This window comes from Brevibacillus sp. AF8 (assembly GCF_021270385.1).
Classification (GTDB): Bacteria; Bacillota; Bacilli; order Brevibacillales; family Brevibacillaceae; genus Brevibacillus.
Map to the genome: position 1 here is coordinate 186,635 of NZ_JAGQDN010000006.1, position 20,943 is coordinate 207,577.

General features: G+C 45.2%; 18 protein-coding genes. 10 read left to right on the forward strand and 8 right to left on the reverse strand.

The genetic code is table 11. The annotated features are described in order from the left end of the window. Window positions 1-18: 18 nt before the first annotated feature. Both KB186_RS11460 and KB186_RS11465 read left to right on the forward strand, forming a co-directional pair. A complete protein-coding gene (locus KB186_RS11460; protein ID WP_232773633.1) occupies window positions 19-3,279 on the forward strand; it encodes a deaminase domain-containing protein in 3,261 nt (1,086 codons plus the stop codon). Window positions 3,280-3,282: 3 nt separating this feature from the next. Beyond that, window positions 3,283-3,978, forward strand: coding sequence for an Imm3 family immunity protein (locus KB186_RS11465; RefSeq protein WP_173608943.1), 696 nt, complete (start codon window positions 3,283-3,285; stop codon window positions 3,976-3,978). Window positions 3,979-4,313: 335 nt separating this feature from the next. Here KB186_RS11465 and KB186_RS11470 read toward each other — a convergent pair whose 3' ends face one another. From KB186_RS11470 to KB186_RS11480, 3 genes are all read right to left on the reverse strand, one after another. Next, a complete protein-coding gene (locus KB186_RS11470) occupies window positions 4,314-6,317 on the reverse strand; it encodes a serine hydrolase domain-containing protein (RefSeq protein ID WP_232773634.1) in 2,004 nt (667 codons plus the stop codon). Between the two features lie 209 nt (window positions 6,318-6,526). Further along, the gene (locus tag KB186_RS11475) at window positions 6,527-6,679 is read right to left on the reverse strand and encodes a hypothetical protein (RefSeq protein ID WP_172141946.1); all 153 of its coding nucleotides are present in this window, start codon (window positions 6,677-6,679) and stop codon (window positions 6,527-6,529) included. A gap of 74 nt (window positions 6,680-6,753) precedes the next feature. Continuing rightward, on the reverse strand, window positions 6,754-8,742 hold the full coding sequence (locus KB186_RS11480) for a serine hydrolase domain-containing protein (protein ID WP_232773635.1): 1,989 nt from the start codon (window positions 8,740-8,742) through the stop codon (window positions 6,754-6,756). Between the two features lie 270 nt (window positions 8,743-9,012). Here KB186_RS11480 and KB186_RS11485 point away from each other — a divergent pair, with 270 nt between their 5' ends. From KB186_RS11485 to KB186_RS11505, 5 genes are all read left to right on the forward strand, one after another. Continuing rightward, entirely contained in the window at window positions 9,013-9,600 is a 588-nt protein-coding gene (locus KB186_RS11485; protein ID WP_221867520.1) for a sensor domain-containing protein, read from the forward strand. Between the two features lie 4 nt (window positions 9,601-9,604). Next, window positions 9,605-11,413 carry a helix-turn-helix transcriptional regulator gene (locus tag KB186_RS11490; protein WP_232773636.1) on the forward strand — a complete coding sequence of 603 codons (1,809 nt, stop codon included), beginning with the start codon at window positions 9,605-9,607 and terminating at the stop codon, window positions 11,411-11,413. Window positions 11,414-11,562: 149 nt separating this feature from the next. Further along, a complete protein-coding gene (locus tag KB186_RS11495) occupies window positions 11,563-12,186 on the forward strand; it encodes a hypothetical protein (protein ID WP_173608938.1) in 624 nt (207 codons plus the stop codon). A gap of 432 nt (window positions 12,187-12,618) precedes the next feature. After that, the gene (locus KB186_RS11500; protein WP_173608937.1) at window positions 12,619-13,203 is read left to right on the forward strand and encodes a hypothetical protein; all 585 of its coding nucleotides are present in this window, start codon (window positions 12,619-12,621) and stop codon (window positions 13,201-13,203) included. 18 nt (window positions 13,204-13,221) lie between these two features. Then, window positions 13,222-14,118: a nucleotidyl transferase AbiEii/AbiGii toxin family protein gene (locus KB186_RS11505; RefSeq protein WP_232773637.1), complete on the forward strand. Its 897-nt coding sequence runs from the start codon at window positions 13,222-13,224 to the stop codon at window positions 14,116-14,118. 369 nt (window positions 14,119-14,487) lie between these two features. On the opposite strand, the gene KB186_RS11510 is transcribed toward KB186_RS11505, so the two are convergent. Both KB186_RS11510 and KB186_RS11515 read right to left on the reverse strand, forming a co-directional pair. Further along, window positions 14,488-14,919 (reverse strand): DUF1259 domain-containing protein, encoded by a 432-nt coding sequence (locus KB186_RS11510; RefSeq protein WP_173608936.1) that lies wholly within the window; start codon window positions 14,917-14,919, stop codon window positions 14,488-14,490. A gap of 52 nt (window positions 14,920-14,971) precedes the next feature. Then, window positions 14,972-15,397 (reverse strand): DUF1259 domain-containing protein, encoded by a 426-nt coding sequence (locus tag KB186_RS11515; protein ID WP_173608935.1) that lies wholly within the window; start codon window positions 15,395-15,397, stop codon window positions 14,972-14,974. Window positions 15,398-15,658: 261 nt separating this feature from the next. Here KB186_RS11515 and KB186_RS11520 point away from each other — a divergent pair, with 261 nt between their 5' ends. The 3 genes from KB186_RS11520 to KB186_RS11530 all read left to right on the forward strand — a co-directional run bounded on the left by KB186_RS11520 (window position 15,659) and on the right by KB186_RS11530 (window position 17,718). Further along, window positions 15,659-16,111 carry a Dps family protein gene (locus KB186_RS11520; RefSeq protein ID WP_047070550.1) on the forward strand — a complete coding sequence of 151 codons (453 nt, stop codon included), beginning with the start codon at window positions 15,659-15,661 and terminating at the stop codon, window positions 16,109-16,111. A 191-nt stretch (window positions 16,112-16,302) separates the two neighbouring features. Continuing rightward, window positions 16,303-17,241 carry a type I pantothenate kinase gene (gene coaA / locus KB186_RS11525; RefSeq protein WP_229087973.1) on the forward strand — a complete coding sequence of 313 codons (939 nt, stop codon included), beginning with the start codon at window positions 16,303-16,305 and terminating at the stop codon, window positions 17,239-17,241. A 24-nt stretch (window positions 17,242-17,265) separates the two neighbouring features. Further along, the gene (locus KB186_RS11530; protein ID WP_173608933.1) at window positions 17,266-17,718 is read left to right on the forward strand and encodes a 2-thiouracil desulfurase family protein; all 453 of its coding nucleotides are present in this window, start codon (window positions 17,266-17,268) and stop codon (window positions 17,716-17,718) included. Window positions 17,719-17,749: 31 nt separating this feature from the next. Here KB186_RS11530 and KB186_RS11535 read toward each other — a convergent pair whose 3' ends face one another. The 3 genes from KB186_RS11535 to KB186_RS11545 all read right to left on the reverse strand — a co-directional run bounded on the left by KB186_RS11535 (window position 17,750) and on the right by KB186_RS11545 (window position 20,845). Further along, window positions 17,750-18,280, reverse strand: coding sequence for a hypothetical protein (locus KB186_RS11535; protein ID WP_232773638.1), 531 nt, complete (start codon window positions 18,278-18,280; stop codon window positions 17,750-17,752). Between the two features lie 91 nt (window positions 18,281-18,371). Then, window positions 18,372-19,895 (reverse strand): glycine betaine uptake BCCT transporter, encoded by a 1,524-nt coding sequence (locus KB186_RS11540; protein ID WP_173608931.1) that lies wholly within the window; start codon window positions 19,893-19,895, stop codon window positions 18,372-18,374. Window positions 19,896-19,972: 77 nt separating this feature from the next. Beyond that, window positions 19,973-20,845, reverse strand: coding sequence for a LysR family transcriptional regulator (locus KB186_RS11545; protein ID WP_232773639.1), 873 nt, complete (start codon window positions 20,843-20,845; stop codon window positions 19,973-19,975). Window positions 20,846-20,943 lie beyond the last annotated feature (98 nt).

Consider the following 20,943-nt stretch of genomic DNA (forward strand, 5'->3'; position numbering starts at 1 on the left):
AAAAGGAGGGGGGAGAATATGCAGCGTACAAGCGGCGTCATGACCTATCAGGATATAAAAGTCGTTTGGCCATATGGACCAATACGGTTAGATCAGCTGGAGTTCGTCCATCAAACAGGCACGCATGCCACGCTCACGATCACAGGAATTGTCCCGGAAGACAAAGAGGACGAGATCATCAATCGTGCCGGCACCCACGATCCCATCGAGCTGTACAAGGTGGAAGGCGGGGAAAAACAGCCGATTTTCATGGGGCGGCTGGATCATGTGGAAATCAAGGTCGTACGGGATATTCACTACGTCACAATAAAGGCCGTGTCGCATACATATGCGTTGGACATGAGCGTGAAAACACGTTCGTTTCAACAGGTGAATCGGTTCTACCGGGATGTCGTAGACGAAATCATGTCCATCTATCACGGTGGAGATGTCATCGATCAAGCCTTCGACGACCGCCAGCAGGGCAAGTTCATCATGCAGTACGAGGAGACAGACTGGACCTTTTTAAAGCGAATCGCGTCCCATGTCGGAGCCGTCCTCGTACCGGATTTGAGTGCGCATAAGGTACGCTTGTGGATCGGCATGCCGGAGGGACGCCAGCGAATCAAGCTGGAAGACGAATCGCCATACGAGGTCAACCGGGCCATCGCACCGTACATGAAAAAGGCCGCAAACGGCTCCTCGTCTGTCAGCGAGTACCAGTACACGACGTACGCCTTCGATTATGACGATCTGCTGCAAATCGGGGATGAGGTGCAGCGGGAAGGGCAAACGTTTGTCATTACAAAAGTCACTGGGAAGCTGGAGCAGGGACTCCTGAGATGGAGCTATATATGTGCCGTGCCAGAAGCCGTCAAGCAAACGAAGCTGTACAACAAGGCCATTATCGGTGCGGCGATCGACGGAAAAGTGATTCAAATTGGTCGCAATCAGGTCAAGCTCCACCTGAACATGGACAAAAAGCAAGAGCCAAGCAAGGCCCAGTGGTTCCCATATGCAGCGGAAGGCAACCAAATTTTGTACCTCATGCCCGAGCTCGGCTCAAAGGTAAAGCTGTACTTCCCGAGCGCCGAAGAAGACGACGGCATGGTCATGAACTCCGTGCGCCATGCGCCCAAAGGAGCGGCTGCCGAGAAGCAGGAGCGGCAAATGCAGGACCCCGGTGTGAAGACGTTTGGGAATCCGCAGGGAAAAGAGTTTACGCTCGGGGATAAAGAGCTGACGATGACTGCTCAGGAAGGGATGCTTTACATCTCGATGAACAAGGATGTTGGCGTCAGTCTGAAAAGTACCTCGAATGTGAATATCAGTGCGAGTGGTGCCCTGACCTTGACAGGGGCAGCCGTGTCTTTGTCCGGGACTAAGAGCTTGAACGTGAAAACGGCGTCGGATACGATAGAGTTGTTGGAGGAAAACAAATCCAGTAGTGAGGAGATTAAGCTGGATGCGACCGTACGCCAGGCGTTTCCGAGAATATTAAGTGCGTTTGAAAAGGACGTTCAGGAAAACGGTTTGGCTGCCGTCATGTTGCGTAGAACTGTCAACAACCAGCTTGCTGAGGCGAAAGGAAAGTTAGATGGTCTCGGAGATACCTTGTTAGGCTTGTGGAATGTCGTAGTAGATGCCGGAGATATTGCGTCGACCGCGTTACCAACATCGTATCTGGTAGACGCCATTTATGAAGGGGTGACTGGGGAAGAGCGACCTTCTCTCCTCGAACGAAATGATCTCGCGAGAGGAGCTGTAGAAACCGCTACGAATGCAGTCAATTACGTGGGAGATACGGTAACGGGCAATAAATCGTGGGAACAAATCAAATCCGATGCAAAGTCGTTTGGACAAGGGCTATACGATGACTATATCGACCCATTCGTGAAAGACGCCCAATATGATCAAGATAACTTGTTTAGCGGCGGTCTGTGGACCAGATCAGAAGAACAAAGCTATGCAAAGGGTCAGAATGAGTTTAAGAAAGACATGGTGGTTGCAGAGGTAGCGGTAAGTGCTCTTAGTGCTGGTACAGGTACAGCCGTTACGCGGACAGTGAAACTGGCCAATAAGCTGGATGGGCCAGGTGGTCGAAAGGGTTTGGATGGTGGCGGAGGAAAAGGAATAGGTGGACTATTGCTTAACTCTGTCGATAATATGATGGATGGCGGAGCATCGATTTTTGATGGGAAGATGAAGACGAGTGCTAAGACACCGGGTGATAAGCAGGCAGAGATTCAAGGACTCGTTGAAAAGCTTCAGATGAAAATGAAAGAGCAGTCGAATAAAGAGATTGATGATCGACTGGATGGTGGGAAGGGCCATACTGGTTCTCGTGCCCCAGAAACCCAAACGGGACACGCTGCAAAATCTCTCGATATTCCTAATAAAAATGTATTACCAAAAGTAGTGAATGGGGATTCTGGACATTCGAATTATTCTCCGTCACTGAATAGCAAGGCTAATAGTGCTAACAAAAATAATTCTCAAGGAAGTAATAAGCCAGATACTGAGGCGAGGACAGGGCATGCTCAACATGCTGAAAAACCTCACGAGATTCCTGATGAGAAGGATTTACCAAAGGTAGTGAACGGCGATTTTGGGAATTCGAATCATTCTACGCCTCCTAAGGGTAAGGGTGATAGTACTAAGAAAAATGATCCTCAAGGAGATAAGAAGCCGGATACTGAGGGGACGGATAAAGGTGATCCATCGAAAGGATCGACTCCATATGAACACAGATACACTCGTGATCCAGATACAGGTGAACTCATTGATTTTGAGTGGGTCACAACAAGACAAGTTGATCAAATAATTGACAAGGACCTATTGATAGCTGCATCTAAATATAAAGGAAATCTATCCAATACAGTTTTAAAAAGTGGTAAAGGAAACTTTTCTTATACAAAGGTTGACCTGGATATAGAATTACCCAAAAAAGAATACTATGCGCACAGTCAAGTGGAAAAACACTCTGGAAACCCAAATATAAAAGACATATCTGGACTTCCAGACGATCCAATATTTGAAGCCACAACCGCACCTAATGCACTTGGTATTGAGTCTTTAAGGATTGACGATACAGAATATAAGATATTAAATGAAATAGCAAAGGATCTAGGGAACAATACAAATGCAAGAGGAAAAATAACTATGTTTACAGAGAAGGATACTTGTGGAAGTTGTAATTACATCATCAGACAATTTACAGAGAAGTTTAAGAACATTCAAATTGAAGTACTTCATAATCAAGGAAATCCTATCGTACCAACTAAAAAAACGGGAGGCTAGACCATGATTCCTAAATTAAAATATAGAGAGATTTTGAACTCATTTGATGAAACATTTCAGGAATACAAATATAGGAACATGAGTAATTTGGAAGCATTAGCCAAGACTTTCGAAGATTTCGAGCTAATAATGAATAGTGGTGATCTAGAAAAAGCTACAATTTTAGTTAGGTATAGTGAGCTAGTTTTAAAGCAACCCTACGTGTTTCATAAATCAAAAGATATAATAATAAAGCTTTTAGATGAGGTTGACTACGAAGTTCTACGACAGAAACTATCTGCAAGCGAATATGAAGAATTAATTACCCGAAAGAATGAAGTTTTATTTAACCTAAGTAACAAACAATTAACTAATAATGCAAGAGCTATGTGGTACTATGATGAAATGATTAATGAAGTTAACAACTACTATAATTCGATAACTTCAAAAGACAAAACTCCTGATCAAATTGCAAAAGAAGTATTGGATAGATTTAAAAGAGATTGTAGAAACACAAAGAGTGAAAAAATTGGAGTCTACACTACATTAGCTGAAAGATTGTTAGAGGACGGTTTGACGGATACTGTTGAACTTAAACATATTGAAATAACCCTTAAAGAATTTAACATTGATGATGTTGGAGAACAACTATCTAAAAATGAAAAACAAAAATTGCAATTGAGAATAGAACGGGTATTAGATCGTTTGGCATATCATTAAGGCTCAACTGGCGACGATTGCATGGGTATTTCAAAAGTTTTGTGTAAACTTGGTTTAAAACTTCAACAGCAAAATCGTACTATACAACAAACCAAACACAAAAAAACTTAATAAACGCTTAAACTAACTTTCAAAGGCTTATTCCAACTCGAACGGCGAGGAGGAATGAGCCTTTTAAGCATGCACACGAGAGTCTCGCAGAGATGAAGGTTCTGGCGAGAATCTAGTGTCCCATAAGCGGATTTTTTTCTAAAAGAAGAAAGGCTGCCGAGTTACTCGACAGCCGTGGGGGAGAGAAAGAGCCCTACACTATCCCAAAGAGAGAAAACAGCTACTCACCACTTAACCGGCAAAGAATGATAACCAAACGCTAAATCAATCATGGCACTTGCTTCTTGACGCTTCAACAAATCTTTTGCGCGGAATGTGAAGAAGCCATCTGCGCTTATCTTCGTATCAGGATCGACGATGCCTTGTGAAGCAAGAGTAGTGATCGCATCTTTTGCCCATGCATCGGCTTTGTCTTGCAGCTTCACTTTGCTGGTTGCCACGGGTTCAAGCTGCTTCAAAGTTTGGATCATGACAGCAGCGGCTTGTCTTGAAATAGGTGCCGAAAGGTTTAAATCAGGGAGGCTCGCGGCCAATTGCTGTCTATTCATGTCTTCGTCCCCGGGAAATCCATACCAGCCATTTGCTTTGACCAGAGCGTCAATAAATTCGCCTTGTGTCATGGTACCTGTAGGATCAAATTTACCTTCCGTTTTTGCTCCCATAATGGAAAGAGCGCTGACATTGCTGATATAGGTCTTATGGCTACTGGTGTTAGGGACGTCTGAGTAAGTCTCCTTCCTATCCATTTTTTGTGAATGGGCAACGGCGTGTGTGACGTCTTTCGGCGTGGAATAATAGAAGTATTGGATGTTGCTGTTTTTGTCTTCCTTGAACGCGAGTTTATTGCCTTCCTCATCTACAAACAGCAGTGGATGAATCATGCGCAGCTTTTGTTTTCCACCGGTTTTATCTTCCAGCATGAGTGAGCCATTCTCGTAGGCAATCGAAGTGCGGTTCCAAAAGCCACGCGTATTTTGGTACAGCCCGATATATTTTTGTGCATCTCTTTCACTCAAGGGAGAGTAAACAGGCTCTGCTTTTTCTTTTTCGGGGAAATAATGATCCATGAACTCTTTGAAAATATCGGATCTCATGTCCGAGTCATTGTTGTAGGACATATAAAAGGCGGTTTTTTGTTCAGGGATCAATACGATCAGGGAAGCATGGCCAGGTATGTTTCCTCCCTTGAAAACCACGTGCTGACCATTTGCCAGCTCTCTATAGAGGTTTTCAAAGCCTACTGTTGTGACCGGGATGTCCTTTTCCGCGAAAATCTGGTAAGAATGCATCAAGTCTAGGCTTTTCTGGCTGACAATTTCCTTGCCGTCAAATTTCCCGTTTTGCAGCTGCATGATCAAGTACTTGGCCATGTCTTCTCCCGTTGATAGAATGCTTCCCTGCGGAGCATCACTTGGAATGAATCCTTCTGCGGGATGTGGCTCGCCATTAGGGCGGTAATGGGCAGCCATTCTCTTCAAGAGCTCAGGCTTTAAGCGAACGCTACTCGAGGTCATTCCGAGAGGCTTGAACACTTTTTCATCCATATACTGGGCAAAGGGGATTCCACTTGCTTTTTCCACGGCGTAGCCAGCGAGTAAGAATCCTGTATTATCGTAGGAATAGACCTCGCCAGGTGGTCGGATGACGGACGGCATTTTATTCTTTGAAACGAATTCAGCCATCGAGATGTCCTGCTCGATGTATTGTGGACCGAGAAAGGTAGTGATGTCAGGAGAATCGAAGCCGCTTGAATAGGTAAGCATGTCGTACAGAGTGAGCGGTTTTCCCGTCTTATTGGGAATCTTTAGCCCGCCGAGATATGCCTCTACATTATGATGCAGGTCTATTTTGCCCGCATCGACTTGCTGCAAGACCGCCATGGCGGTAAAGGTTTTCGTTACAGAGCCAATTTGGAACACTGTGTCTTTATCAACAGGGATTTTCTTTTCCTTGTCAGCGAAGCCGTATCCTTTGTTCACGAGGACCTTGCCATCACGGACGACAGCAAAGTTGGAACCATTCACATTAAATTTTTTCATCTTCTCTGCAAACAGTTGATCGGCAAACGCTTCTACTTCTTTTGCATCCAGCGGTCCTTTTATGTTATTGGCAGCAATGGAAGCAGTCTGATTTATTTCCATTGCACCGAGTGGCTGGGTGCATACGGCAATCAAGGTCGCGGAGAGAAGAAAAACCGTGAGACTCATTTTTTGAAAAGCTTTTTTCATGTGTGATTCTCCTTTGGGTTTTGCTAATACGTTTTGTCGCACCGACTCCGAGAGTGAGCGCTTGAGCACAGTATGGCAAAGCTCTTGTCATACTCGGTAGTAACTTTCTGTCATATGACACTTTGGCACTGGCTCATACGCAGGTTCCAAGAGCATATGAAAAAGACTGCCGAGTTTCTCGACAGCCTTAAAGTAGGGGAGAGTAATTATTAATCTTTCAGCTCGGTAATCACTTTTGAGGCGCGTTTTTCATCCGGGGTAGGGAACATTTGAAATTGATGCTGAAGCTCGATTTCCTTCTCATTCAAGTCACTTGAAACTTTTTGCTCAGCTTGTCCCCTGTGTTTATCGCTATTTTCCACGACCATTCACCTCCCTCAAAGGAGTAGGGTATACAACAAGTCCCTACTTTATCCCAAAAATAGGAAAAGGATGCTTATCGTTTAATCGGCAATGAATAGTAACCAAATGCTAAGTCAAGCAAGGCACTGGCTTCTTGACGCTTCAGTAAATCTTTTGCGCGGAATGTGAAAGAGCCATCTGCGTTTACCTTCGTGTCAGGATCGACGATGCCTTGTGAAACAAGAGCAGTGATCGCATCTTTTGCCCATGCGTCGGCCGGGTCTTGCAGCGTCACTTTGCTGGTTGCCACAGGTTCAAGCTGCTTTAAATTTTGGATCATGGCAGCAGCGACTTGTCTTGTAATTGGTGCCGATGGGTTCAAATTAGGGATGCCTGCGGCCAATTGCTGTCTAAGTCCGTCTTCACTCCCGGCCATTACGTAATGGCCTTCTGCTTTGATCAGGGTGTCAGCAAATTCGCCTTGTGTCATGGTCCCTGTAGGATCAAATTTACTTCCTGATTTCGCTCCCATAATGGAAAGGGCGCTGAGGTTGTTGATATGGGTCTTATAGCTGCTAGTGTTAGGGACGTCTGAGTAGGTCTTTTCCATTTCCATTCTTTGAGATTCGCCAGCAATGTTAACGCCTATTGCTGTTGTATAATAGTAGTAGTTGATGTTACCGTTTTTGTCTTCCTTGAACGCGACTTTTTCGCCTGTCTCATCTTCAAATAGCAATGGTTTAATCATTCGCAGTTTTTGTTTTCCGGTTGCCTCACTCTCAAGCACGAGTGATCCATTCTCATAGGTAATAGAAGTGCGTGTCCAATAGGCACGTGTATTTTGATACAGCCCGACATATTTTTGCGCATCCGCTTCACTCAAGGTCATGTAAACAGGCTCAGCTTTTTTCTCTGTTTCTGGGAAATAATGATCCATGAATTCTTTGTAAATATCAGCGCTAACCATTGAATCATTGTTGTAGGACATGAAAAAGCCGGTTTTATGTTCCGGGATCAATACCATCAGGGAAGAATGGCCTGGCATGTTTCCGCCCTTCAAAACAACTTTCTGACCATTTGCATACTCTGGAAAATAGTTTTCAAAGCCTAAGGTTGTGATCGGGATGTCACCCGCGGAATACTGGTGCGTATGCATCAAATCCAAGCTTTTCTGGCTGACGATTTCCTTGCCGTCAAATTTTCCGTTTTGCAGGTGCATGATCATGTACTTTGCCATGTCATCTGCTGTTGATATAATGCTTCCCTGCGGACCATCAGTTGGATTGGTTCCTTCTAGCGGACGTTGCTCGCCAGTATTAAAGTAATTGGTAGCCATTCTCTTCATGAGCTCAGGCTTCAAGCGTACACTGGTCGAGGACATTCCGAGAGGTTTGAACACTTTTTCATCCATATACTGGTAAAATGGGATTCCACTTGTTTTTTCCACAGCGTAGCCAGCGAGCAAGAATCCTGTATTATCATACGTATAGACTTCGCCAGGTGGTCGGACGATGACCGGCATGTGCTTTGGAAAGAATTCATCCATAGAGATGTCCTGCCCGATGTATTGTGGACCGGTAAAGGTAGTTTCGTCCGGAAATTCGAAGCCGGGTGTGTAGGCGAGCAAGTCGTACATGGTGACTGGTTTTCCTGTCTTATTCGGAATTTTTAGCCCACCGAGATATTCCTCTATATTGGCATGCAGGTCAATTTTACCCGCATCGACTTGCTGCATGGCAGCCAAGGCGGTAAAGGTTTTCGATACTGAGCCAATTTGGAACACCGTGTCTTTATCAACAGGGGTTTTCTTTTCCTTGTCAGCAAAACCGTAGCCTTTGTTCACGATGACTTTGCCATCACGGACGACAACAAAGCTGGAACCAGCCACATTAAATTCTTTCATTTTTTTTGCAAACAGTGGATCAGCAAACGCTTCTATTTCTTTGGCATCCACCGGTCCTTGGGTAGCAATGGAAGCAGTCTGAGTAGATTCAACAGCACCGAGCGACTGTGTGCATGCGGAAATCAAGGTTGTGGAGAGAAGAAAAACAACGAGACTCATTTTTTGTATCACTTTTTTCATGTGCGATTCTCCTTTTTGTGTTACAAAACGTTTTGGCGCACCGACTCTGAGAGCGAGCGCTTGAGCACAGTATGGCAAAGCTCGTGTCATACTCGGTAGTTACTTCCTGTCATCACTTTTCCGACTAACAAATGATTTTGATGAAATGACATGACTTAGCCTGTCATATGACATTTTGATACTGGCTCATGTGACGCGCAGTGGTTTACGGTTATGGCAGACCGTCATTAGTGTGTCGGAAAAAGTATAGATAGGAGAGAATTAGCTTATATGAAAAAAGCGATCATGCGTAACGTTCAAAATGTTATCTTTTTGCTGTATACATTTGTCTCGGGAGTATTTTATTTATGTTTTTACATGGTCAGTATCATGCTTGGCTTGGCCTTGTCCTTTACCGTAGTGGGAATTCCATTGCTCACCAATGTTTTGCGTACAACTCAAACCTTTGTCCAGCATGAACGTATTCAGACGAAGATTTATACGGATATTTCCATAGAACCGTTGGCAATGAGAGAAAGAGCCAAGGGAAATCAATGGATGCAGGCTAAGGCGGAATTATCGGATGTAAAAAACTGGATATCCGTTTACTGGCTGATGAAAAAATTTGTCCTAGGCTGTATCTGCCTGGTGGTCGGAGTGCTCATCTACATTGCACCCGTATTTTTTGCGATCGTACCGTTGTGCTATCCTTTCGTGGAGATACATTTTTTCGGGAGCGTAGTGGATTCAGAGCTGAAGGCATTGCAAATCATGGGTTTAGGATTCATACTCATGATCGGATGCTCCAAGCTAGGGAACGGTCTGGTACAATTAGTTGGTGGGTACACCCGCTTGATGTTCAAAGCAATTAGGAGATGATGGTTTGTTAGATGTCGTGAAACAATGGGCTTGGTATGACTGGGTGATGTTTTTTTTACGTCTGATCGTTTGCTTTTCACTCACCGTTACGACTGTAAAATTTGGAGATTATCTCACGCTACCCTTATGGATTGTTATACTTTGGGAAATGATGGTGTTTTCCGTCCCGTGGATTTGTTTAATGCTGAGCTATCGTTATTATCTGATAGCAGAAATGCTCTTGTTTGGCGGATTATCGATTTATCTCACGTCTATGTTTCCGGAGGCGTACATTACTTTATTGATGCCTGCTTTTTTGATTGCCGCCAATAGTGCGGAGAAATCGTATCGCTGGGCGGCTCCCATTACGATTGTTTTCCTTCCACTGCTGATTGTGCTTTTTTCGCGGGAAATTGATGTCTTCGTGATTTTTTCGCAAGTCGGGCTTGCTTATGCGATAGGGTTTGCCTTTCATTTGCTCATCGTCAATCATCGGCAAAATGAAATTATTCTCAAGCAAAACAGTGTGCTGGAGCAATACCTCACCCAAATCGAGAAAGTGACTCTGCTGGAGGAGCGGGACCGACTCTCAAAGGACCTGCATGATACGATGGGGCATTCCTATGTCTCGATCATCATGGGGCTGGAAACCTTGCGTCAGGATGTAGCGTCGGAGGAAGGGGCGCAAAAGCTCGAATCCCTCTTGCAGCTTGCGCGAAAAGGTATGAAGGAAGTGCGAGGGTACTTGCATCAGATGGGGGCACCGCAAGAGACGCTTCCCTTGGTTCATTCGCTGAGGCAGCTTGCAGAGGAGTTTCAGACACATGCAAAAGTGAATGTGCGGTTTCGTGCAATTGGAGAAGAGTATCCGATCGGTAAACAAGTGAAAATGACCTTGTTTCGCTGCTTGCAGGAATCTTTGACGAATGCCGTACGACACGGGAACGCTACAGACATCGTCGTTTCCTTGCATTTTGAGCAGCAACAGACGAGGCTGGAAGTACAGGATAACGGTCACGGGGTGGATAATTGGGAGGATGGCTTCGGGATCACGACGATGAAAGAGCGGGCCGCGCTTCTGCAAGGAAGAGTATCCGTATACTCAGAGCGGGGAGAAGGAACGCTCATTACTTGTTTGGTTCCGAGGATGGTAGAGAGCACCGATGAAATCATTCGTTTGTTTATCGTCGATGATCACTCGTTTATTCGGGAAAGCTTGCGTTCCATATTAGAGGGACAGCGGGACCTGCGGGTAGTCGGGTTAGCAGAGGATGGGGTCCAGGCTGTGGCGCTGTGCGAGGAGCTGGAACCAGATCTTGTGCTGATGGACTTGGAGATGCCGAATATGGACGGGATTACTGCGACAAAACGAATAAAGGAAAAATGGCCCGGTATTCGTGTCCTTGTCCTGTCTACGTTTCAAGATACTGAAAAAGCCAAGGAAATCATGCGCAGTGGTGCAGACGGATATCTTTTGAAATCGATCGATTCACGAGAGCTTGCGGAAACGATTCGCCTCGTCCATCGCGGTGGTACGATGATTGCACAGGACCTGTTTCATAAAATGCTGGATGCACAGCCAGCAAGCGAACAGGAAGATTTGCTCGGTGCACCGAAACAAAGCGAAAAAGACGAGAATGCTTATGGTTTAACGAAGCGGGAGCAGGAGATTTTGCAGATGCTTTCCCAAGGCATGCGTTATAAAACAATTGCTTCCAAGCTGTATTTGTCAGACGGGACCGTGCGTAACTATGCGTCTGCTCTGTATGACAAGCTCGGGGTGCGGAATCGGGATGACGCGGTACAAAAAGGGAAAATGGAAGGACTTCTGTAACGTGTGATAGCCAGGGAGAGTAGGCCCTGGTTTTTTTTGTATAGGTCATTTGACAGCTATTTACAGATAGTTGTATATTAAACTATCAAATGAACCCCCCTATATATAAACAACTCTTCTATCCAAACTCCACGAGGAGGAATGACACGATGGAAATGTCTATCACAAGAGGACTCTCAGAATTAAAGTTACTCGATAAACGAATTCAAAAAGGAATCAATGAAACGACTTTCATGTCTTCGGCCATTGGACCTAAGCCAGTAACTGGTTACACGTCAACAGAACTGTATGTGGAAACAACAGAGCGCAACTACCAATCCACCATTGATTTAATAAAAAGAAGACAAAAAATTAAGTCGCTGATCGTCGAGTCCAACGCAAAGACGATGGTAACGATAAGCGGCAAGAAAATGACAGTTGCCGAAGCAATCGAGCGAAAAACCTCCATTCAATATGAGAAATCACTGCTGGAGAAAATGAGAAGAGATTACAACCACGCTGTCATGCAGGTTGAAGAGAAAAATGAAGAAGTACAGCTGCGATTGGAAAAGCTGCTCGAAGCGAACTTTGGCAAAGACTCCAAGGTGAAGGATACGGAAATGGAAGCGATCTCCAAACCGTTTAAAGAACAAAATGAAGCGAAGCTCGTAGACCCCTTGAAGCTGAAAGAGAAAATGGATACGCTTAGTAAAGAAATTGACGAGTTTGAGTGTGAAGTCGATTTTATATTAAGCGAATCCAATACGATTACCAAAATCAATCTTGTGGATTAACAGTGTGATTTGCTAATCATTTGAATAGCTGATAAACGAGAGTCCCTTGCCTGGTGGGTTAACCAGGCCATCCTAAAATTATTTGGTGAATATGCGGATGAAAGCTCAAAGCTTAGCGCTCAGATTTCAAACCTTACGTATCAAAGCTCTTTAGGCTCAAAGATCAGGACTTAGGCGTTAAGACTCGATGAAATCTTGGAGTACTGGTCCCAAAACGTGCACTCTCTGGACTTTTCAGCAACCACCAAGCTAAATGGTTAGCAACTAGCACCATACAAAGTAGAGATATGTTGAGAGAAGATTCTCAGCGAACCTCTACTTTTTTATTTTTTAAACGAAACGGTTAAGAGCTAGCATAGATATGTCGATACAAATAGGAAGAAAAGGAAATATATTGATTGTGCCATACAAGGAAAGTCAGGGAGTGAAGTAATGGAATTTGAGTTTCATGTTACCTTCAACGATCTACAACTTGATGAAAAGGAAGCTTTTATCGATCTCTGCCAATCGCAACATGTGAAACCGGTCATGATCGTTTTGGATCAGGGAAATTACATCAATCAACCGATGATAACAGGAGTAATCAAGCGAGCAGATTTTCATGAAGCGAATATAGAGATGGAAAAGGTTGCAGCTACGTTTCAAAACAACGGTTTTACCATCGTCCGAAAAAAAGTAGAGATTTCTCCAAAGGAAGAAACGTACTTTCACCAGCCCATCCTAAAAAACTCGAAGCCTTACTTCGAATGGCATGGCAAAGTACAGGTCGATGATGTCGATGCGTTACGAAATTTATGTGAGGATCATGGCGGGCATATTTCGAGAAACTCATTGAATGCGAATGGAAAGGTGAGATTCATCACTGTCCGAGAATATGAGAGCCCGAAACAGTTTTACGATCGAGTAGAAATGATACATACCATATTGCAAGCAAATCAGATCGAGTTAATCAAAGAACAATACGAACTATGTATTTATGACAGCCGAGAAGAACTGGACAGCGGCTGGATATCCTAATTTTTAAGATGGAGGATCATGATGATAACATATGATGATGTAGCAGAGTTAGAATATGAGGCGAGAGAGCTAGTAGTTTTGGAAGCACTGTTGAGAAGAATTGCTCTTGTGAATATGCCCTTTGTATTAAAAGGCAGCCTTCTCACCAGACAATATTTGGACAACCGAGAGATTCGGGACGCGGATGATATTGACTTATTGTATGCGGGGAAGATCAGGGACGTCGAGCACGCCCATGAAGTATTTACACAATGGATGATTCAAGTAACCGAAATGGATCTGAACGACGGCGTCGTGTTTAGAAGCTTTCGTGAAAATGCCTTTTGGAGATATATCGATTACGCAATGGCAGATGATTTTCCGACGATAAATACGGATATTGCCTATTATTTCAAAGGCCAAACAAGGGAAGCGAATGATTATAACGAGCTTGATCTTGATATTTCGTTTAACCTGGAAATGGAAGCAGACCCAGTTCCGCTACAGTACCAACCTGCTTTCGGGGAAAGCTTTCTGGTTCCGTACACTGTGCCTCTGTCCATCCAGGTTGCTTGGAAGCTGCATCAAACAATTGTCAGACCGAGGTTTAAAGACTTGTACGATTTGAAATTTTTACTCGCTCACCCGTCCTATGACAACGATGCGCTCAAGGCAACATTACAGGCGCTCGTGAACGAATGCAGTATCGATCCATCTATTAAAAATGCGGATATGAAAAAGGTGCTTGTTGATGATTTGCATTACATATACGATTCGTTAACCTACGATTACGACTTGAGAAAATATGCGGGCAGCATGGATCGTGGCCTCTATTTTACGCAGTTTGTCAGTGATTTGCGTAAAAAGATGGATTTTGCCGGGATTAATGGGGAAGCGTTTGAAAGTTTGCCAAGTCCAACACCCAAAAAATTGTAACAGGATAATAAATGAAGTAGGCTTGTTCCTTCTGTTAGGGTAGAAGGAGTGAGCTTTTTTTATGGGATACAAGTTTAATGATGAAATTGGTCGGAACATTCCCCATCAACATCAATGAATAATACCCTACATTAACCCAAATACAATTGCACAGCAGCTCGTGAAACAAAATGCGCGAGACAACAGGAAAAGGTGAAAGTAGTAACGAAAATGGCAATATCCCGTGAATCCGCAATTGCACGGAGATTCAGGGGATACTAATCGTGGATTGTGTACGAAATCTCGCGTTTTTGGTTTGAAGCTGAGCGGCAGTCTTGGACGATATGATCACGTTATCCTGCCGCTGTTTTCTGTTATCAATACCAATGATTATCCCAAAAAAGCAATAGAACGCTTCACTTTCCTGGCAAATGCAATGGGATTATCAATTGACTCCCAATGAATATACATAAGACGCGGGTTGTCAAAGAGCCAGTGATTATGGACTGCTGTTACCTTTATCCCGTTTTTGCGAAGGTTTGACAATAAACGGTTTACTTGGTTTTGGAAGAGAGCCGTTTCCCCTAAACATAGTGCACGTCCCGAACTGTTCAAGGATTCGAATGAGAACAATTGATAGCGGACCAATGGAGATGTGGTTTTTCTGCCTAATATAGACGCATTGAATACTCTATTTCTGGAGACGAAACAAACGGGACCTCTTGTAATTTCATGCTCTGTTCCACCTAAAATGGCTGAAAATCGGTTACACAGTCTTCTAAACTGGGGACTTGCCTTTGCTTTTGCATTTACTTTGCCCATATCCGTCATCCTTTCGATTATGATGAAATGAAAACTTCATGGCTCCACCATGTTAACCCAGGAATGCGATGGACTCTTTGGTTTTCCTAGCGAATACGATAGGGTTTTCTATCGCTTCCCAATGCATGTACATTAAGCGCGGGTTTTCTTTTAGCCAGTGGTTGTGAAGTGCGGTCACTTTAATTCCGCGCTTGCGGAGATTCGACATCAAGCGGTTCACCTGATTTTGGTGAACGGCAGTCTCTCCCAAACAAAGGGCACGGCCCGACTTATCAAGGGATTCAAACGAAAACATTTGAGCTCGAACTAAAGGAGATAGCGTTCGTCTTCCTAAGATGGTTTCTCGAAGATTTGTAAGCCGCATGACAAAACAAACCGGCCCACTGTCAATTTCCGACTCGCCCCCTAATATTCTTCCAAATCGGGTACAGAGTCTTTTGAATTGTGGGCTAACCTTCGTTTTCGCTTTATGCGCCATAGTAATCCTCCTTTTGTCAATCTAGAAATAGCTTATGATTGACAGAAAAAAGGGAAATGAGTAATTTGTGGTTTTTTACATGAAAAAGACACACATTTCATTCCAGAGCTTTTAGCAATACGTGGAGCTAGTTGTATAAGCTCGTGCTCGCAGTTTCGTCCAGCTTGTAGAAAAGATGGACTGTCATGAAAAGAATAGAATCGCCTGATTGACCACATACTACAAACGCTATATCTATACCATGAGAGGTGGAGCGTCCGGATGAGTATGACAATGAGTCGGCCCGTGACCGACGTACTTAATAAACAAGTTGCCAACTGGTCTGTGCTGTATATGAAGCTGCATCATTATCACTGGTTTGTCAAAGGACCGAATTTCTTTACCCTGCATGAAAAATTTGAGGAGCTATACAACGAGGCAGCCAAAAATGTGGATGAGCTGGCAGAACGGCTGTTAACGGTTGGGGGCAAGCCTGTTTCGACGTTGAAGGCCTGTATGGAGCAGGCTTCCATTAAGGAAGCGACAGGTGGAGAGTCTGCGGATCAGATGGTAGAGGCAGTCGTGAACGATTTTACACTCCTGATCAAAGAACTCAAAGAAGGTATTACAGCCGCGGAAGCAGGGGACGATGAAGCGACTGGCGATATGTTCTTAGGGATCATGGACAGCTTGCAGAAGCATGTGTGGATGCTGCAAGCCCACTTGGGAAAATAACAAGAAATTCTTTTATAAGCAAAGCTGATGCCATGGGGTATCGGCTTTTTTCCTATGTACTCATGAAGGCAAAGTGCAGAGCTGGTCTGATTTGGGGCAACCCCCTTGTTCCCAAGAAAGACATGCTGGTGTAAACTAACCTTGTGTGAAATAAAGTAAGCACTTTCATGATGGAAAGGATGTACATTCCCATGGCATCACCCTATGTTACATTTAATCGCGGGCAGTGGAGTGCTCTGCGGGCTTCCACGCCGTTGACCATATCTGATAACGAGCTTTCCCTTTTGCAGGGCTTAAACGAGAAAATGTCCATGACCGAAGTCTCCGACATTTACCTTCCGTTGTCCCGTCTGCTGAATTTGTATGTCGGGGGCACGCAGGAGCTGTACCAGGCGACTCACACTTTTTTAGGGAACCAGGATGGCAAGGTTCCATTCATTATCGGTATCGCAGGCAGTGTGGCTGTAGGCAAAAGCACAACGGCTCGCATTTTGCAGACGCTGTTGTCCCGCTGGCCGAATCATCCGAAGGTGGATTTGGTAACGACCGACGGGTTCCTGTATCCGAACAAGGTCCTAGAAGACAGAGGAATCATGAAGCGCAAGGGATTCCCGGAGAGTTATGACTTGCGCCGCTTTATCAATTTTTTATCCGATGTAAAATCGGGTTTGCCTGAAGTGAAAGCACCAGTTTATTCCCACCTTGTATATGACATCGTGCCAGATGAATGGCAGACCGTCAGACAGCCTGACATTTTGATTGTCGAAGGCTTGAATGTGCTGCAACCGCCTAGAGGTGACGAAAACGATACTCGTATTTCCGAGGTCATTGTTTCGGATTTCTTTGACTTCACGATCTACGTACACGCGGAAGAGAAGCACATCCTGCAATGGTATGTAGAGCGGTTCAAGCTGCTGCGTCAGACTGCGTTCTCCGATCCATCCTCGTATTTCAAGCGTTACGCGAGTTTGTCTGATGAGGAGGCGACTAAGGTGGCCACCGGTATTTGGACGGAGATCAATGGAGCTAACCTGCGTCAAAACATTTTGCCGACGCGTGTTCGCGCTCAATTGATTTTGGACAAGGGGCAGGATCATAGGGTACAAAGCGTGAAGCTGCGCAAGCTGTAAATAAAAAGGTGGAGGACGGTTGTCATGAAAGTGATTAGCGCCTGTTTGATCGGCTGTGAATGCCGTTACGATCAGAAGTCATGCTTGAACCAAGAGCTGGAGCAATTGCTCCGGGAAGGAAAGGCCATTCCCGTCTGTCCTGAACAGCTGGGAGGCTTGCCAACACCACGACCGCCAGCCGAAATCATCGGGGGTACGGGAGATGATGTTCTGGATGGCAAAGCACGCATCATAGACGACACTGGCCGAGACGTTACCGAGGAATTTTTGATGGGGGCGAACCAAGCACTGAAGCTGGCGAAAACGGTTGGAGCCACATCTGCTATCTTAAAAGAAAACAGCCCGTCCTGTGGGAGCTCCTTCGTTTACGATGGCAGCTTTTCCGGGAAAAAAGTGCCGGGTGTCGGGCTGACGGCAGCGCTGTTTCGCAGAAACGGGATTGAGGTAACATCTGAGGTGAAAACATCTAATGAATAACAAAGGGGGGCGCGATGAATAGCGTCCCCCTTTACAATCTGCTCATATAATAAGCGGTCTCTTCAAGCAACTCCTGTATTTTGAACCAAGAACGCCAAAGAGAAAAACTGAAGAAGACACATGCAACAAATGCTAACGCAGGAAGGCTATGATCGCGAATAACATTTCGCAGTATAAACCAAACGGACAGTATGTACGACAAGATTAGGAAATAAAAGATGACATTGCGCTCTTCTCGAATGAGCAGATCGATTTTATCCTCCAGTAATGAAAACTCCAGTTGGTTGTCTTTGTGCATTTGTTGGCGATCCACTCGAGCGTCTGGGGTTGCAAAGCTGTACAGCTCTATTTCTTTCCTGTTTGGTTCCTTGATAAATTCCACTTGAAACATTACACCTGTAAAAATCGATCGTTTCATGTACAGATTGTCGGTATAGAGGCGATTTTGATTTTCCCATACTTGCAAGATAATAAACGAAGCAATGAATAGTGTGAAGACAATCATCAATTTCCAGTACGGTATCGGTACTATCTTTTTTCGAAAAGAACGATCTAGCTCCATACGATCAAATCCTTTGAAATATTTTCCATATAATACCACAAAAAAGACCCTTCACGAAGCATAATGCCTGATAGAAGGGTCTTCCTAATTTTTACAACTCCTTCAACAACCTCTCCAGCTTCTTCTGCTGTTCTTTCCGCTTCTTTTTCGCAATCCGGTCTTCTTCTTGCAATGCCATGACAAGGGAGAAGCACATCAAGACCATGATGACGGTAAAAGGCAGTGCTGCCACTATGGAGGCTGTCTGTAGGCCTTCCAAGCCGCCGCTTAACAACAGAACAATCGCGATAGCGGATTGGAGGACGCCCCAGGTGATTTTTACCCGATTCGACGGGTCCAGGTTGCCATCAGAAGACAGCATGCCGAGCACGAAAATAGCGGAATCCGCTGATGTAATAAAAAAGGTAATGATTAACAGAATCGCAACGACAGCGAGAATGTACCCCATAGGCAACTGCTCCAGGGCGAGGAACAACGCAGTCGATATGTCACTTTGTACCGCCGCCCCTATAGGCGCTTGATCAAAAATTTCAAGATGAAGAGCAGTTCCGCCAAAAACCGAAAACCAAATAAAGCTCAACAAACTCGGAACGAGCATCACGCAAATGACGAATTCCTTGATCGTGCGACCTTTGGAGACGCGTGCGATAAACATGCCGACGAACGGCGCCCAGGCAATCCACCACGACCAGTAAAACAGTGTCCAGTTGGCTACCCATGTCCCTTGTGTAAAAGGGGTCAGTCGCAAGCTCATCGAGATGAGATTGTTCAAATAACTGCCCAGTGTGCTGGTGAAGGCGTCAAAAATAAATGAGGTTGGTCCCAGTACGAGCGTTAGCAGGAGGAGCAACAAAGCGAATACCAGATTCGTATTGCTCAAATACTTGATACCTCGATCCAGCCCTGTCGTAGCCGAGAGCAGAAATAGCACTGTAATTATGGAAATAATGACGATCTGCACTGTGGTACTGGACGGCAGTCCAAAGAGGTGAGACAAGCCCCCATTTATTTGCAGAGTTCCGAGGCCAAGTGAGGTTGCGACACCGAATGCCGTGGCGATGACAGCCAGAATATCGATCCCTTTTCCGAGCGGTCCGTGTATGCGTTCACCGAGCAGTGGGCCAAAGGTGGAGGAAATCAAGCCCTTCGCCCCTTTGCGAAATTGAAAATACGCGAGAGAGAGTGCGATGAGAGCGTAGATCCCCCAAGGATGCAGACCCCAGTGAAAAAACGCATAGCGCAGAGCAGTTTGTGCGGCTTCGGTCGTTTGTCCAGTCACACCTGCTGGCGGAGCGAAGTAATGAGAGACGGGCTCTGCCACTCCCCAAAAGACAAGACCGATCCCCATCCCAGCAGAAAACAGCATGGCAAACCACGTAGGCAGCGAGTATTCCGGCTCATCATCGTCGCTCCCCAAAGGGATTTGTCCGTATCTGCTAAAGGCAAGGAAGATGCAAAAGATCAGAAAACCGAAAGTCACGATTAAATAAAACCAGCCAAAATTCGTCGTGGTCACTTTCAGGACATGGGAAGCCGCAGAGGCGAACAGCTCAGGAGAAATCGCGCCGAACAGCACAATGACAAATACAATGACCAAGGATATCAGGAAAGTCATCTTTATCCTCCCGGGAATCTACAAGAAATGGTAATAGTTTATCATCCCGCGGGATTTCCAAGATTATTCCACTGGAGTTACGATGAAAACGTCTCGATAAACCGATTCGCTGCTTTGGATAGATGGCGTCCAGACTGCCAAACGACAGCAGCGGAAGAATAAATAGAAGTACCGGAGAGTCGAATCCCGCGAATTTGTTCGCTCTGATGAGTTTCCCATGCCGAGATGGGGACGATGGAGGAACCGACAGAGGAGGCGACCATGCTGACGATGAGCGAGATGTCCGGGCACTCACAGATGACATGCGGTTCCACGCCTAGACGGGAAAATTCCTTGATAATCAAGTCGTAGATGCCCAATCCTGGCGTGCTCGGCATGATGAGCGGGAGCTGGGCGATCTCGCGCATTTCGATTTCTTTGCGATCGGCATAAGGGGAGGTGGCAGGAACAATGAGCACAAAATCCTCTTCCTCCAACGGAATCATGGTGCAGTTGTTCAATGAGTGGGGGAGACGTACGATAGCGACTTCTATGGTTCTGCGCTCCAGCCACTGATTGAGGAGCTGCGTATCGCCTTTCCAAATTTTATACGTAATGAGCGGATATTTTTGCTGAAACACGCGAATTTGTTCTGGCAGACGATAGGCCGACAGTGCGCTGACACCGATGGAAAGCGTCCCACGAATGCCTTCGCCTGTCTCTTTGACCTCGGAAAGGGCTTCCTCCATTTGATGAACGATATTGAGGGCCTGTTTGTAGAGAGTGACGCCTGCTTCTGTCAGAACCATTTGTTTGCCTGAGCGCTCAACAAGCAAGGTTCCGAGTTCCTCCTCCATTTGTTTCAGTTGCTGGCTCAAAGGCGGCTGGGCCATGTTCAGCCTTTTAGCCGCTCCCGTTATCTGACCTTCTTCCGCTATGGCGATAAAATAACGCAGTTGCCGAATGTCCACACACAATGCCTTCTTTCCTTACGAGAATGGTTCCATATGAAAACGATATGAAAATTAGATTTTATGGATATTTTTCATATTGATGAAGCTATGATAGC